This is a genomic window from Solibacillus cecembensis (assembly GCF_050272495.1).
Lineage (GTDB): Bacteria > Bacillota > Bacilli > Bacillales_A > Planococcaceae > Solibacillus > Solibacillus cecembensis.
In genome coordinates, this window is sequence record NZ_JBNNMF010000002.1 from 161,104 (window position 1) to 177,548 (window position 16,445).

General features: G+C 38.5%; 10 protein-coding genes. 4 read left to right on the forward strand and 6 right to left on the reverse strand.

Translation table 11 applies throughout. From position 1 onward, the window contains the following. Positions 1–26: 26 nt before the first annotated feature. Together argS and ACQKIH_RS02585 are read right to left on the reverse strand one after the other, a co-directional pair. Positions 27–1,694: an arginine--tRNA ligase gene (gene argS / locus ACQKIH_RS02580; protein WP_057986672.1), complete on the reverse strand. Its 1,668-nt coding sequence runs from the start codon at positions 1,692–1,694 to the stop codon at positions 27–29. 2 nt (positions 1,695–1,696) lie between these two features. After that, positions 1,697–2,203: a YwiB family protein gene (locus tag ACQKIH_RS02585; protein ID WP_427763268.1), complete on the reverse strand. Its 507-nt coding sequence runs from the start codon at positions 2,201–2,203 to the stop codon at positions 1,697–1,699. Positions 2,204–2,339: 136 nt separating this feature from the next. Between ACQKIH_RS02585 and ACQKIH_RS02590 the strand changes: the two genes are divergently transcribed. After that, positions 2,340–3,446 (forward strand): diguanylate cyclase domain-containing protein, encoded by a 1,107-nt coding sequence (locus tag ACQKIH_RS02590; RefSeq protein WP_427763269.1) that lies wholly within the window; start codon positions 2,340–2,342, stop codon positions 3,444–3,446. Positions 3,447–3,518: 72 nt separating this feature from the next. Here ACQKIH_RS02590 and speB read toward each other — a convergent pair whose 3' ends face one another. After that, positions 3,519–4,391 (reverse strand): agmatinase, encoded by an 873-nt coding sequence (gene speB / locus ACQKIH_RS02595; protein WP_057986666.1) that lies wholly within the window; start codon positions 4,389–4,391, stop codon positions 3,519–3,521. A gap of 284 nt (positions 4,392–4,675) precedes the next feature. Here speB and ACQKIH_RS02600 point away from each other — a divergent pair, with 284 nt between their 5' ends. Beyond that, positions 4,676–6,739: a transglycosylase domain-containing protein gene (locus ACQKIH_RS02600; RefSeq protein WP_427763270.1), complete on the forward strand. Its 2,064-nt coding sequence runs from the start codon at positions 4,676–4,678 to the stop codon at positions 6,737–6,739. A gap of 397 nt (positions 6,740–7,136) precedes the next feature. On the opposite strand, the gene ACQKIH_RS02605 is transcribed toward ACQKIH_RS02600, so the two are convergent. After that, complete coding sequence (locus tag ACQKIH_RS02605; RefSeq protein WP_427763272.1) at positions 7,137–7,649, reverse strand: YwhD family protein; 513 nt, start codon at positions 7,647–7,649, stop codon at positions 7,137–7,139. A 65-nt stretch (positions 7,650–7,714) separates the two neighbouring features. Between ACQKIH_RS02605 and ACQKIH_RS02610 the strand changes: the two genes are divergently transcribed. Both ACQKIH_RS02610 and ACQKIH_RS02615 read left to right on the forward strand, forming a co-directional pair. After that, on the forward strand, positions 7,715–7,900 hold the full coding sequence (locus ACQKIH_RS02610) for a 2-hydroxymuconate tautomerase (RefSeq protein WP_057986659.1): 186 nt from the start codon (positions 7,715–7,717) through the stop codon (positions 7,898–7,900). Between the two features lie 115 nt (positions 7,901–8,015). Next, positions 8,016–8,699, forward strand: a complete 684-nt coding sequence (locus ACQKIH_RS02615) for a class A sortase (protein ID WP_427763273.1) — start codon at positions 8,016–8,018, stop codon at positions 8,697–8,699. Positions 8,700–9,060: 361 nt separating this feature from the next. Here ACQKIH_RS02615 and ACQKIH_RS02620 read toward each other — a convergent pair whose 3' ends face one another. Next, positions 9,061–14,568 carry a collagen binding domain-containing protein gene (locus ACQKIH_RS02620; protein WP_427763274.1) on the reverse strand — a complete coding sequence of 1,836 codons (5,508 nt, stop codon included), beginning with the start codon at positions 14,566–14,568 and terminating at the stop codon, positions 9,061–9,063. Positions 14,569–15,145: 577 nt separating this feature from the next. After that, positions 15,146–16,396 carry an HD domain-containing protein gene (locus tag ACQKIH_RS02625; protein WP_427763275.1) on the reverse strand — a complete coding sequence of 417 codons (1,251 nt, stop codon included), beginning with the start codon at positions 16,394–16,396 and terminating at the stop codon, positions 15,146–15,148. Positions 16,397–16,445 lie beyond the last annotated feature (49 nt).

Here is a 16,445-nt window from a genome sequence, read left to right on the forward strand (position 1 = left end):
TGACTGGTCATCATGGATAATTGAAATTACATTTTTTCTGGTGCGCTTACACCGATTAATTTTAATGCGTTGGCAATTGTTGTTTTTACTGCCGTGATTAATGCTAAACGTGCCTCTGTTAGCTCTTTGTTATCAACATTTAACACTTTTTCAGCATTGTAGAAGCTGTGGAATGCTGCTGCTAATTCTTGAATATAATTGGCGATACGGTGCGGTGTGCGGTGCTTCGCGGCATCTGCCACCACTTGTGGGAATGCGCCAACTTTTTTCAGAACGTCTTCTTCTTTTTCAGCTGTTAATAATGCAACGTTTTCTAAAGTAGCCGCAAAACCTTGCTCCCCGGCTGAACGTAAAATCGAAGAAATACGAGCATGTGCGTATTGTGCATAGTACACTGGGTTTTCGTTTGATTGTGAAACCGCTAAATCTAAATCGAAATCCATGTGTGAGTCGCCTGCTGTTTTAACGAAGAAATAACGCACAGCATCTAGCCCTACTTCTTCCACAAGCTCACGCATCGTTACTGCATTACCAGTACGTTTTGACATTTTAAATTTCTCGCCGTTTTTGTACAGCTGAACCATTTGAATCACTTCTACTTCTAACGTTTCACGGTCATAACCAAGTGCCTCGATTGCCGCTTTCATACGTGGAATGTAGCCGTGGTGATCCGCGCCCCAAATATTAATTAACTTTTGGAAACCGCGCACAAGTTTATCTTCATGGTACGCAATATCCGGTGTTAAATATGTGAATGAGCCATCATTTTTAATTAAAACACGGTCTTTGTCATCACCAAAAGTTGTCGAACGGAACCAAGTCGCGCCCTCTTCTTCAAATACATGACCATTCGCTTTTAATTTATCTAGTGCTACTTCGATTTTGCCGTTTTTATATAGCGATGTTTCTGAATACCACACATCGAAATCAACACGGAAATCTTTTAAGTCTTTTTTCAGCTTGTCCAGCTCTAACTTTAAGCCATGCTCACGGAAAAATTCGAAACGTTCTTCATCCGTTTTGTCTAAAATCGTTGCACCAAACTCATTAGATAAGTTTCCTGCAATATCGATAATATCTTGACCATGGTAGCCATCCTCTGGCATATCCGCAGTCATGCCTAAAGCTTGTTTATATCGTGCTTCTAAAGAGTACGCTAAATTGTTAATTTGATTACCCGCATCATTGATGTAGTATTCACGTGACACATCATAGCCCGCAAAATCAAGCACGTTGCATAAAGAATCCCCTACAGATGCCCCGCGCGCATGACCTAAATGTAAGTCACCAGTTGGGTTAGCTGAAACGAATTCAACTTGTACTTTTTGTGCGCCACCTGCATTCGAGCGACCGTACACTTCACCTTGTTCAAATGCCGCTTTTACAACACTTGCAAGGAAATCTTTGCGTACTGTAATGTTTAAGAAACCAGGACCCGCGATATCCATTTTTTCGATATCTGTGCCTTCTGTTTCAACATTTTCTATAATCGCCTCTGCAATGGCACGAGGTGGCTTTTTCGCTAATTTTGTTAATTGCATAGCAATATTCGTTGCAAAGTCACCGTTTGCTTTATCTTTTGGTGTTTCTAAATGGATGTTTAATTCTGTACCAGCTTCCACTAGGCCTGCTTTTTCTACTGCTGCTGCAAGTGCCGCTTTAATGGACTGTTGTAATTGTTCTACTGCGTTCATCTTTATACCTCCGAATAATGTATTTCTAATGTATAGTGGCCGACTGAACTTCCGCCAATTATAAGATCATATTGCGTCAAAAAACGTCCTGATGCTTGCTGATCTTTACTCACTTCTAATGATAGCTGATGTGTATTCGTCGTGATTGGAAGTGAACCCATTGGACTTTCATAATGGCCATCTTCTCGTCGATTTGGATTCAAAGGTAAGCGCATATTCACGCCACCTCTTCGCATAATAACGGATTGATGTTCCGTTAATTTAACTGTCGTTTGAATTTTCAAATCTTCCTGGACTTCCTCATATCGTAAGTACGAACTTCCGCCTTTTTCAATGTGATTGCCTTCAAGCCACATTTCATATTTTTCAAGCTCGCCATCGGTTGGAATGATGGAGGAAACAATCTTTATTTTAACTGTTTTCCCTGTATCTTTCACCATAGCAGTCAGCTCCCTTACTTCAATTTCTATAACCTTTTTATTATAGGATAAATGAACGTCTATAAGCAAGACTCAACTCATCAATTACTCGCCGCTATAATTGCATCAAGTTTTTGAACTGTGCTTAGACCTGAACGAAGATAATTTGTTCCGATTACTACGAATTTTCTTCAATTGCCCCAATTTGATAGTTTTTCATTATAAAATGAAAGTAATGATTAATTTAGACAAAAGGGAGTTTATTATGCTACTAAATATTTTATACATCTTCTGTATATTAACAACGTTTTCAATTTTAATTTACTGGCCGCTTCTCTATTATAAAGAAAATCCCATCATATATCGTTTTTACCCATATATGATTGGCTTAAACTTTGGTATTGCGGGTATTTTTTTAACAGCTTTTTCTGCTGAATTTGCATTTGGAATTATGGTTAACTCCAGAATTATCCCATTGCTCTTTAGCGGTTTACTTGGCGGTCCTATTGCGTTACTTATTAGTGGTTTCATTATGGGTATAAGCCGATTTATTCAATCAGGGTTTACAACCGACACGCTCATTATTAATTTCAACTTTATCGTATTAGTAATCGTGCTGTTTTTCGCTGGTCGAAAATATCACTATAATTATCAAAATATTTATACCTACTTTTGGTTTAGCTCAATTGAAATGGCTTTTGTCATTTTAGCCATCGTTTTTTATCGTGGTGGCGGCTTTCTTTTGGTTTTACTTTACACAATTTTTACGATCATTTCATTTTACTCGATATACTTTATTGTCAATCAAATTAAAAATACAAATCAAAAAATTAATGAGACGAAATATTTATCAAAAATTGATTACTTAACACAATTGCCAAACAATGCGACCATTGAAAAATACGTGCTAGACGCGCTTGCTAAAGAAAAGTGCTTTACCCTTATGCTGTTACATATTAATGATTTCAAATCCATTCTTTCTACTCACGGTTATCAATTTGGCGATGTGGTCATTAAGCAGCTCGCACAGTTTCTTCAGGAGTACGCCAATAAAAATGGTGCTTTCGTTGGGAAGTTAAACGGTGAAGAATTTATTATTGTTTTAAAGGATGTTGCCCCCGCCATCGCAGTAACAGAGGCGCATACGATTAATAAAGAGATTGCTCGGCACCACGTCAAAGTCCAAATTACAACTTCAATCGGTTTGGCGTCGTTTCCAGATAACGGTAATAATTATCAAAGCCTTATTAAAAGTCTCATCTCTACCCAACAACATGCGAAAAATAATCTTCCAGTTGCATACTTTCATGCAAATAATCTAAAGAAGAAATAACAAAAAACAGCTCATGCCATTTCGTTGGACGAGCTGTTTTTTAATTGTCCTAAATATCGTACAAACTTGCCTTTACTTCACCCAACCAAGTATCATTTCACGCAATAACTTAGCCGCAGTATTAACGGTAATTTCTGCATGATCATAAATAGGTGCGACTTCAACTAAATCACAGCCAACAACATTTACTTCTGAACGGGCGATTTCGTGAATAGCAGCAAGCAATTCCTTTGGTGTAATGCCCCCTGCATCAACTGTCCCCGTCCCCGGAGCATGCGCTGGATCAAGCACGTCAATATCAATCGTTACATACACATTGCGCCCTTTTAATGTAGGTAATACCTTTTTTAATGGCTCGAACACTTCAAAAAGTGAAATATGCATCCCATTTTCCTTTGCCCACTGAAGCTCTTCCTTCAAGCCTGAGCGGATGCCAAATGAATACACGTTTTCCGGACCGATCGTATCCGCTATTTTACGAATTGGCGTTGCATGTGAATAAGGCTCCCCTTCATAATCCGTACGTAAATCCGTATGTGCATCAAAATGGATGACAGCTAAATCTTGATATTTTTCATATACTGCCTCCATCACTGGTAATGAAACAAGATGCTCCCCGCCCATGCCAACAGGAATTTTGCCATCTGCAAGCACTTGGCGCACAAATCCTTTTATTTCAGCGAGTGATTTTTCTGGATTGCCAAATGGTAATGGAATATCTCCTGCATCAAAAAATGGCACATCCCCTAGTTCTCGATCTAGATAAAAACTATATTCTTCTAAACCGACCGATACTTCTCGAATTCGAGCAGGACCAAAGCGCTGCCCAGGACGATAGCTCACCGTCCAGTCCATCGGCATACCATAAAGCACTGCCTTGCTCTCCTCATAATTTTGATGACTTTTAATAAACATGTTCCCTGCGTAAGTTTCATCAAATCGCATCAGTAATCACCTACATCTTCCCATTATTTTATCACTCTATTTTCTTGCGTTTCTTAATTTTACCATACACAATATTTCCTGCTCATGCATATGTATCCTCGAAATGGTCCATACTAAAATCACGAAACGAAACTTTTATTCGCTATTTTCGTATAATTAAAGGCAATCGACAATTATCGACATCAATTGAAAGGCTACGACAAAAAGTATAATCTTTTGATTGAATAATGCAAGATAATTTTCTTAATTCGCAGACAATTTCCCAGGAAATGAGGTGGACTGAGTTGAAAAGACAACAATACTTCAAGCATAAAAAACGTAGAAAATTTAGCAAAAAGCTAGGTTTATTTATGATTGGTCTTTTTTGTGCCGTCGCGGTCAGCCTTCTTTCATTACGAATATACGCGCAAGTCGCTGGAGCACCCCCACTCACTGTGCCGAAAGCGTCCATTTTTTTAGATAGCCAAAACAATACAATTGGCGATTATTTCACGGAGGAACGTCGCTATTGGACGGAGCTAAAAGATATTTCTCCTTATTTAATTGACGCAACGGTAGCAGTTGAAGATAAAGACTTTTACGAGCATGGTGGATTTGATTATTCACGTATTGCAGGTGCAGTTCTTGCTGATATAAAGGCGGGTAGTAAAGTACAAGGCGCAAGCACACTAACCCAACAATATGCGCGAAACTTATATTTGACGCATGAAAAAAGCTGGAACCGAAAGATTAATGAGGCCCTTTACGCATACCGTTTAGAGCTGTTTTATTCGAAGGACGAAATTTTAGAAGGTTATTTAAATACCGTTTATTACGGACATGGCATGTATGGCGCGGAAGCTGCAAGTCGCTATTTTTACGGTAAATCTGCAAAGGACTTAACTTTAGCCGAAGCAACGATGCTTGCAGGTGTACCAAAAGGCCCGAGCTATTACTCTCCTTTAAATAATTTAGAAAAGGCAACAAATCGTCAACAAGTTATATTGCGACTGATGAATGAGCAAGGCATCATTACAGCAGATGAACAAACACGCGCTACCAAAGAGCCACTTGCTTTTAAAAGTGATGAATGGATTGCCACAAAATCTATCGCCCCTTACTTTTTAGATGTCGTATGGAATGAAGCAAGCGATATTTTAGAATCAAAAAATTTAGCAATCAGTGGTGGCGGATGGACAATTCAAACGACGCTTAATCAAGCTCATCAGCGCGCCGCGGAAGATGCTGTGAAAAAAAATATGCCCGATAGTGAATTGCAAGTCGGGCTGGTCAGTATGGATAACGAGACAGGATTTGTGACAGCCCTAGTTGGTGGACGAGATTACAGCGCGAGTTCATACAACCGCGTCACGCTCGGCAAACGTCAACCCGGCTCTGCGATTAAACCAATTCTTTATGCAGCCGCTTTAGAAAAAGGCTTTAATCCAATGTCATTTTTAGACGTAAGCGAAACAACTTTTACTTATGATAGTGGTCGCGCAGATTACACTCCGCAAAACGTTAACAAGAAATATGCAGATCATGAGCTATCTATGGCACAAGCAATCGCAATTTCTGACAATGTTTATGCAGTCAAAACTTTAGAAAACATCGGTTATAAACCTTTCCGCGACATGCAAAAACGCCTCGGATTAGACTATTCAAATGATGATAATCCTGCCATTGCGTTAGGAACGACGGAAAATTCATTGTACGACTTAACAAATGCCTATAATATCATTGCTGCTGGCGGTGAAAAACGAAAGGCAACAACAATCCTTTCGATTACTGATGCGAAAGGAAATGTCGTTTATAAATACGAAAAACCTGAAACAGAGCAAGTGCTGAGTGAAAAGGATGCGTTTGTTCTCACTCAAATGATGACAGGTATATTCGATCCGGTATACAGTGATTATTCTCCTGCAACGGGGCTTTCATTACGTTCGCGCATGACACACACGTATGCCGCAAAGTCTGGGACAACGAATAGCGATCAGTGGATGCTCGGCTATACACCAAGCTTAACTGCGGGTGTTTGGAACGGTTATGACCAAGGGAAAACATTGTCGGTTAAAGATGATATGGCCGCATCCAAGCAAGTATGGATTGACTTTATGGAGGCAGCACTGGAAGGAAAATCCAAGGAGTCATTCACAATTCCAAATGGGGTTCAGCCTGTTTCAATTGATATTAACAGCGGCTACTTATCGACAAGCGCATGCCCGGATCAACGCGTTATCTATATGAAAAATGAAGATGTGCCAACTAAAAAATGTTCGACTTTTGATTTCTTTGAAAAAGATTCATGGAGTAATGTGTGGGACATGCTACCAGGTGAAGCATTCCGTTCGTTTTGGGGATCGTTTTGAATTGACGGATAAACCCATTAATCCATACAGCACGACCAACTAAAAAAGCTCTTTCGTCTCCGGTTCTAGTCCGTAAGACGAAAGAGCTTTTCTATTGATGGCTAATGAAGGGATGCGAATCATGGAGCATTCAGCTTGGGAAAGTTTAAATGCCGCATTTTCCACATCGCCATCCATTGTCCATGTGTCCTAGCTAGCCTACTATTCGCAAGCTTTAAATTCAGTTTACTTTCTTTTAGAAATAGTTTCAACCTCGTAATCATCATGTTTAGGAAATGTCACACATTGTTCACTGAATTGAGACATTTTTCACAACAAACCATTGATGGAAATATATTCTGTGGGTAGCTTTTCATCAATTCAGAGGTTTTACAATGCCTATTTAGGGATGATTCCCCTACGCTAGATCCTCACGCAGTTTTTGCTCACTTCGATTCCACATCTCTTCATTATGCGATTGTAAAAACTCTGCAAGAATTCCTTTTGAGCGCGCATCCATATGATCAACAAGAATATTGCGTTTCATTGACTTATCCATTTTATTTACATGGTCGGCTAAAATTTTATAGCCGCGTCGTTTTTCACGATTTACGACCATTTCACAAGCTGCAACGCCCGCAAAATAAGCACCATCTTCTTTATGATCAATCGTTACCCACACAAGCCAATAATCCTTACCGCCGGCGGAGTCTTCATGATTCGTCGTAAATTTAATTCCACGCTCTACATCACTTTTCGCATGCATTGCACCAATTTCGACCATTGCTGTTCCTTCTGCTACATCAATGATAACTGGCGATACATTTTCAAGGGATAGCGAGCCAATACCAAATCCTTTATGCCCGTCAGTTGGGTCATTTTTTATAATAGTAAATCCCATTTTTGGTTTTGGTTTTTCTTCATTTGTCATTGTATTTACCTCCAATTGCGCTATTATAAATACTATACACTATAATACTAAATGGAGGCGACAATATGCCAATCGTAACAATTAAAATGCTTGAAGGACGTACGGATGAACAAAAACGTGCCCTTGTCGAAGAAGTCACACAAGCCGTTTCAAAAACAGTCAATGCACCTGTTGAAAACGTGTCAATCATTATTGAGGAAATGCCAAAAAGCCATTACGCTACTGCTGGAGTACGTTATAGCGATAAATAGGATGAATTTGTTTCAGATAATACCTAAATATTCAGTGAAAAGAGAGTCTTGTTGATTCTCTTTTTTTGTGGAATCAATTAAACTAGAGGGAATAGGACTAACTGGAGGGGTTGCATTGAAAAATAAGCTAATAAACGTTGTCATTGCGATATGCTTTATCATAGGTTTAGTTCTCATATTTATTAATCCAATCCAAAACTTTTTAATCGCACAAACGAGTAAACGTGTTGTTGAAAATCAAGTCACTGTTTCGACTGTTCCGATGCCAACAGGTGAAGTAGCCGTCGAACAGCCTGTCGCAAGCTATGATTTTGAAGAAGTGCAGTCTTTAACGATTTGGGATATTTTAGCCGCACAAGGTCAGGTAAAAGACATCCCTGCAATCGGCAGCATCCATATTCCAGCTGTGGATATGACGCTTCCCATTTTAAATGGCGTCGGCAAATATGCACTGGCAGTCGGCGCGGGAACGATGAAATCGAAGCAACAGATGGGACAAGGCAACTACGCACTCGCCTCTCATTATATTGAAGGGAAAAACGTGTTATTCGGCCCGCTCTATCATTTAAAAAAGGATGATTCGATTTTTATATCCGATATGGAATTTGTCTATGAATATAAAACAACCTCGATTAAAGTCATTGAGGCAACGGATGTTCATGTCATTGACGATCTAAAGGACGACACGCGCCTCACGCTCATTACATGTGCCGAAGATGGCACACGCCGCCTATCCGTTGTAGCACAATTCGTCGGGAAAACAGCCGCTGAAGAAGCGACGCAGCTAGGGATGAAGTGATTCTTTTATGAAAAGCTCCTATCAGAAGGTTTAATAACGCCTTAAAGATTGGGGCTTTTGTGTTTTGTATATGTGCTCTGATGTAAGGCATTTCGATATAAATCTATGATCAATCAGACTTTCTTAACGCTTCTATTTCTTCCAAGGCTAAATCAGCTTCGCATAATGAATTCTTAACAACCAAAAACCCTACGTAAGATTTCCTCACATAAAACTTCTCTTATCGGAATAAACAAAGCCCCTATCGAAGGAAATTAATCCTTCAAGATAGGGGCTTTCGCATTTACTATTCTTAAAACTATCCACTGCTCGCTAGCAATGTTGAACAGTTGCCTGTCCTAAAACGAACAAGAATGAATCTTTACGCTTTACGACGACGTGTTACGAATAACCACGCACCCGCAAGTAATAGTGCTGAACCTACTAACATCATGCCGAATTGAGAAGCACCGTCTGTTTGAGGTAATTTCATTTGTAAGCTTGCCACTTTATCAAGCTCATCTAGCATCATATTTAAGCTATTCACATCATAAAGTTCTTCAAATTCAGCTTTTTGCTCTGCTGAAAGTGATTCGTAATAGTCTACTAAACCTTTTAGATCATTCACTAAAGCATCTAATTTTGATGGATCTTTACTATATTTCTCAACTAGTCCTGCTAACTCTCCAGGTGTAAGCGGATTTCCTGGAGTAGGAAGAATCGCAGGTGGAATTGTTTTAATCACTCCCTCTAATCCTGGTAACGTTGGCGGTGTTGTTGTGCCTGGGTTCGTTGGATTAGTTGGATTTACCGGTTTTGGATTTTCGCTACCCGGTTTATTCGGATTGTTTGGATCTTCTGGTTTTGGATCTTCGCTACCCGGTTTATTCGGATCTTCCGGTTTTGGATCTTCGCCACCCGGTTTATTCGGATTGTTTGGATCTTCTGGTTTTGGATCTTCACTACCTGGTTTATTCGGATTGTTTGGATCTTCTGGTTTTGGATCTTCACTACCTGGTTTATTCGGATTGTTTGGATCTTCTGGTTTTGGATCTGGATTATTCGGCTCTGTTGGATTCCAAGGATAAGTTGGTGGTGATACTGGCGGCGTTGGTTGATATGCCGCTGCACAATCTTTTACTGTAATTGTAGTTAAAAGATTTACACCTTCGTAAACTTGATATTCAACACCATTTTCAAGTGCATATGGTACTGTCATTTGACCTTGTGCATCTGTTGTACCAGTTCCAATTGTTGTATTGCCTGTTTTGTCTTTAATCGTAAGTGCCACATTTGAACGTGGTTTACCATTTTGATCTTTGATTGTTAATGTGAAGATTGAACAAACATTTGCTGGAACTACTTCAGCTTCACAGTTATCTACATAATCTACTTCTACTGTACCAATATATGAATCATTACGATCATATACTTTGTAATTTCCAGCTTTTGATGTAGGTGGAATTATTATTTTGCCATCTTTATCTGTAGTTTCCGTTATTGTAATGCTTGTATCATCTTCGTGTATTAATGTTACAGATTCATCAACTAAAATTCCGTCAACGTCTTTCACTGTAATTGTGAACTGCGGACAAGTATTATTTGGTCCAACTTCAGCTTCACATTTTCCATCTTTATAACTTAGGTCAAACTCGCCTAAATCTTTATTTGATTCTTTCACCTTAACGTTGTATTTACCTGGTGGTGTTGTATTAGCTAACTTAACAATACCATCTTCTCCAACAGTTGCTTCTTGTGTTGAAGAATCCGTTGTATTCGTTAAAATTACAACTGTATCCTTTGCCAATGGTCCATTCTCATTCTTTACCGTCAAGATAAATTGAGGACATGATGGAGTTGGGAATACAGTCACTGCACAATCAGCATTTGTATTGAAAGTAGCTGTGAAATTAACATCTGCACCATCTACTTTAACAGTATACTCACCCTTTAAACCACCTGCTACTGTTCCATCACCTAATGTAATTACACCTTTTGTTGTTAGGACATCCGTAACAACTACCGTACCATCAGCTTGTTCAACAGTCACTTTAGTGCCATCAGCTACTAAATTACCGTCAACATCTTTCACTGTTAATGTAAAGTCTGGGCATGCTGGTGCTTGGATAACTGTAAACTCATGACTGCAATTTTCTTTATAAGATAGCTTTACCTTACCTAGATATTGCTTGCCTTCATATACATCATATTCAATCGGTTGTACACGATTAGAATCAAATTCAAACTTTCCATCAGCAGTTGGTACTGCTTTAATCTCTGTTGTACCTTGTTTTAACGTTAATTCAGTAATATCTTTGCGGATATTCGAACCGTCCATAACAACGATAGTAAATTTATCACATGATGGAGCCGGTTGAACTGTTCCTTCACAATCACCATCATATTTCACAGTAATATTACTTAACTTACCTTCAGTTGAGTGCTCTACTTTATACTCGCCTGCTTGGAATTTCACAGGTAATTTAGCTATTCCAGAAGAGTCTACAGGAATATCTATTGTTTTACCGTTTTTATCTGTTAAAGTCACTGTCCCTGAAGTTACCAGTTCACCGTCAACATCTTTCACTGTTACTTTAAATTGTGTACAGCTTCCTGTTATTGGCGTCGTATTGATAAGTGGTTCTACCAAATCTGGATTCTTATCAAGCGTCGTAGTCTCATCTAATGTGAATTTTAAATCCTTCATTTTATCATAACCAGTAGGTGCTTTTACTTCACGAATTAAATAGTCATTATACGGTACACGTTCAAATGTAATTTCACCATTAGCATCTGTTGTAGCCGTTTTAATAATATATTCATTTTTCGCTGTTTTTCTCACTAATTGGAACTCGACACCTGGTAGAGCTTCATCTTTCACTAAACCTGTTGCTGAATCAATCCCTACCTTTTTGAACTTAACGCTTCCACGTGTAGAAGTGAAATTGGAATCAGAACTACTGAATTTGAATGCTCCTGAATATTTATCTTCAATTTTTTGGTTCGCTTCAGTTTGTCCAGTATAATGCAATGTGGCTGTATTTTCTAAAGCATCATCTTTTTTACCAAAGCCGATTGTTTCATATTTTACTTGATACCCTACGTTTTCTAAGCTAGGGAACGTTAACTTAAAGCTACCATCTGTAGCAAATGTAACTGGAATATTACGTTGTACTAGTGTTTGCCAGTCCGCATTATTAGAAATCCCTCCAGCCGTAACTTTATACGTAGCAATTTGAATACTGTCTTCTAAAAGCATTAAATTATTACCTGGTAAATCTGTTAACTCCACATTTATACCTAGGTTAGAATGCGATTTATTCACATCTAACGTCCAAGTAATTTTTTCTGTTTGGCTATTTTGATTTGGTTCTCTTTTTGTAATTAAATTATTTGCTACATCCTTAATAATTGTTACTGGTGTTGATTTTAGTGTAAAACTTTGAGTTCCTTTTGTCTTAAATGTAGCTTCGTTTTTATAAACATTTCCTGCATCTTGTTCATTTGTAGAGCCGATTCCTAAAATTACATCTGAATCAACCGTGTTATAACGTACAACGTATGCTTCATTGTTAAGAACTGAATCTATTATACTGTTGAATGTTAACGTAAAGCCTGTATCAAATTCATTTGTAATAGTATAGTTACTAGCATCAATTGGTGTAGTTCCAATCGTACCACCCGTATCATCACTACCGAAACCTTTTAATGGCAACACTTCAATTGTACCCGGAACATATTTATGCCCGTCGCCAACCGTATCGACTAATACTGCCCCTTGAATATCTTTTTTATTAATATTTACTCTTACATCCCATGTAAATTCACGTGTTGAATAATCGAATTTACCTGATTTACTACCATTGTTTATTGTAGTTTCACTTGGAATATATTCAGCTGTTTTTGTTTTATCATAAGTGACACCGCCACTCGTCCACGTAGTATTTGCTGTATTACCGTATCCTTGGGTTGCTACTATACCTGTATCACCAATATCAAAGTTTGTTGTATACGTTACTTTTACAGTTTTCCCCGCAGGTACGTTAATTCCTGTTATTACAAAGCCTTTTGTTGGATCAGGATCAGGTGTATAACCGTTTTGCCCATCAACTTGGACTATATCATCTATTTTTACGCTACCCGCTACTAACGTATGTTTACCGTTTTTCGTACCATTTATAAACGTATCTGTTAATGTAAGATTTGTAATGGCTTTATCTGGATTATCTGATGTAATATCAATTGTCCAAGTAATTAATTTATCATCAACATTAATGACACGAGTTTTTTTCAGTAAATTTTCAGTTAAAGTGTAACTTCCTGGATTTGACTTTCCAATACCGTTCGTTACTGTATTATTTAATATTTGACCAGTAATATCACTATCTTCAATAAAGTCTTTCGCGTCGTATTTCGATTCATATGTTACTGTATATGCATCTGAAATGTCACCATCAAAAGATAGTTTGAATGTTTTACTATCTCCAGTGCTAGGAGTAACTGTGTAGTTAAGCACTTCGCCTTCTCCTGGTACAGTTGTCGATACATCCCCATCAGTATCACTCATTTTATAAACTTTAATAGAATCAATATCAATTTCATGTGGTCCTGAAATTGTATCTTCAAGTGTCGCATCAGCCTCATCAATATTTAACAAGTTATGGTTGTAGTCGATACGCCAGTTTTTCGTATAGTTATCACCTGTTGCATCGTGCTTGTCTAACGCTTTACCGTACGTAACTATGTGCTTGACATCGCTATTAGAAGTTTCAGGTGTACCGTCATTTGTAAACGTTACTGTGTTATAAAAATCCTTGGCACCATCACGTTGATCAGCATCTAAGCTTACTTCTGTTTTATACGTAATTTTATAGGCGTTTCTTTCACCATCTGTAAATGTACTATTAACATCTGACCAGTTACGATCCGTAAGTACTTGATTACCTGAACTTGTTGGATCTTTTACACCATTTAATCCAACTGTGTACTCATATACATTCACAGAGTCAGCAACAATCACATGTCCGCCTGTTGCGTTATCTGTCAATGTTGCGTTTGAAAGTTTTTTCCCCGCTTCATTCACCCAAACTTCCCATTCCATTTGGTGGTTACCATTTGTAAGTGTAGGTGTACCGATACTCTTCTTTTTTGCCTTCTCATTGCTCGTTGAAGGTTTAAATGTGAATTCTGCTTTAATATTTTGACTACCATCAGTAGCGCTTGGAATTTCTAGCTCTTGTTCAATGTCATCCAATAATTTATTAAAGCCTGAACTGAAATTAATCGTTAATATCGCTGGGACTGAACTTCCCGAACCCGGCTCCATTCCGCTTAACTCAACTCGCACATTATTACCGGTAGTCGTATATGTGTAAGTAATGTCGTCTACTGTTTTACTACCATGGAATGCACCATCAAAGTCGATTAATGAATTTGGTAATTGAAATTCAAACCAACTACTGTCCACCCATGCTTCTCCGTCCACATCTTGCAGCGGAACAGTAAATGTAACTTCAAAATCGGCCGTTGTATTTTGTTCTAATTCAGTTGGGAACTTTCCTTCTCCAACTGGTTGACCATCAATCTTCATGTTGAAGCTCGAAAGTTTTGCATCTAGAATCTCTTTCGCAACATTTAGTAGTGCTGCTCCCCCAGTATCACCTGAAGTCGATTGCATCCCACTTATCGGTGCAATTCCCTGATCAAGCGCATCACCCGCGCCTTCCATAGCCCCATCATCGCCACTACCTTCATTCGTAGCACCAGATTGCTCCCCTGCATTATTATCAGGTGGTAATGCCTCTGTCTCACTCGCATAAGTCGCAAGTGGTGATAGCAGTGTTTGGAAAACTAATAATACTGTTAACACAGCTATATTTAACTTTTTCATCTTTTTCTCTTTTCCCTCCTTCTATAATCTTAGGAATCTCACCCTTAATTATTTCGCTGGTAATGCAGCGGAAATTGATCGTTTCTCCTGTCGATCAATCCAGTGAATTACGTTATGTAGCGAACCGTTCCGGATAAAATTGCCTTCTTGCAGTATAAATCCAGAATTTTTCTCTCTCTAAATAAATATTCGCCCATAGACGTTTCTCCTGCTCTTAAAAAGCCAACTGGAATTATCAACTAATTAAGCTGATAATTACTTTATCGGTAATACTTTCCACTATTATAGAGGGGAAAACGAATTTTATAGGTTAATTTACTTAGAAACGTAAAAAAACTATGTTAATTATTCCTTTTAGCACCCTTTTTCTAAATAATTCGTAATAAAAAACCGGTTAAATAAATAACCGGGTCCTTTTGACTATTTATTATTTTTTGTAAGAGTTTTCTAGAAAGGAACACTATACTTTATAATGGTTCTGAAAATATTTGTCAATAATTTCTATCTGTTCCAATTGATAAATACCCATTTTAAGATAATAGAACTATCACCACTCAAACTATTAAATAACCTTTTATCATAGACGAAGTATTTCCTTTGGGTAATACACCTTATAATCCGTCTTAATATTATTGGCAATTGTAGATACAATGTGTGACTGCTCGGCTAGCTCGCGAATTTCACCACTTGGCATTTCCAAATAAATCGGACGTTTCGTCGACGCCACGCCTGGACGATAAAAATCATACGGTAAATCGGATGTCGAATCGGCTTTCACATAATAATCTGGATCAAAGCCAGCTGATTTCACCTGTTCAATCAACCATGCATAACGCTCTGGCTCTTCCTCAGGATTCAAATCGATATGAACAAATAAATCACGATTTACAAAACGGCGGCATAAATCGCGTAAAATGACATCTTCTTCGTCCATCCAAAATTGGAAATAGGCGAGCATAATGCTTTCATCTAGTGCTAAATATTGCGCTAATGTGACATCGCCTTTAAAGAAAGATTGAAAATGCGTCGGCTCCTGCTTAAATGCATAACCTTGCTGGCATAGCTTCTTAGCGCGCATTAAAATATTATTCAAAATTACCTCCGCGCTACGTGATACCGGATGGAAGTAAATTTGTAAATACATTTGATAGCGCGACATAATATAGTCTTCTACTGCATGCATACCGCTCGATTTAATAATGACCCCATAATCTCGTGGGCGCATGACACGCAATATACGCTCCATATCAAAATGACCGTAGCTCACCCCTGTATAATAGGCATCGCGCTGCAAATAATCCATGCGGTCGGCATCAATTTGGCTAGAAATTAAGCTGACTACAAGCTCATTTGGATATGTTTTTTCAATGACTTGCGCTACTTTTTCTGGAAAGTCCTCTGATACTCGGTTCAGTACTTGATTTACCTCTGTATCCCCTAAAAGAATTTGGCGTGTAAAGTCTTCATGATCGGTTTCAAATACGTTTTCAAATGCATGTGAAAACGGGCCGTGTCCTAAATCATGTAGCAGTGCCGCGCATAACACTAACAAGCGCTCTTCCTCATCCCATTCAGGGCGACCTTTAAATACATCATCCACAATCCGACGCACAATTTCGTAAACGCCGAGCGAATGGTTAAAGCGGCTATGTTCAGCCCCGTGAAACACGAGATATGCTGTGCCAAGCTGCTTAATACGGCGCAAACGTTGAAACTCCCGCGTCCCGACTAAATCCCATATGACTTGATCGCGCACATGGACATAACGGTGTACGGGGTCTTTAAAAACCTTTTCTTCCTGCAATTTCTTTTGTGCATATGCATCCACTTCAAACGACCTCCTCATTATTTTCCTACTATTATATAGGACACGCTTT

Coding starts and splice junctions, on each gene's coding strand:
- ACQKIH_RS02620 (WP_427763274.1), bottom strand. CDS start 14,568: ATGAAAAAGTTAAATATAGCTGTGTTAACAGTATTATTAGTTTTCCAA.
- ACQKIH_RS02590 (WP_427763269.1), top strand. CDS start 2,340: ATGAAAGTAATGATTAATTTAGACAAAAGGGAGTTTATTATGCTACTA.
- ACQKIH_RS02605 (WP_427763272.1), bottom strand. CDS start 7,649: ATGACAAATGAAGAAAAACCAAAACCAAAAATGGGATTTACTATTATA.
- argS (WP_057986672.1), bottom strand. CDS start 1,694: ATGAACGCAGTAGAACAATTACAACAGTCCATTAAAGCGGCACTTGCA.
- ACQKIH_RS02610 (WP_057986659.1), top strand. CDS start 7,715: ATGCCAATCGTAACAATTAAAATGCTTGAAGGACGTACGGATGAACAA.
- speB (WP_057986666.1), bottom strand. CDS start 4,391: ATGCGATTTGATGAAACTTACGCAGGGAACATGTTTATTAAAAGTCAT.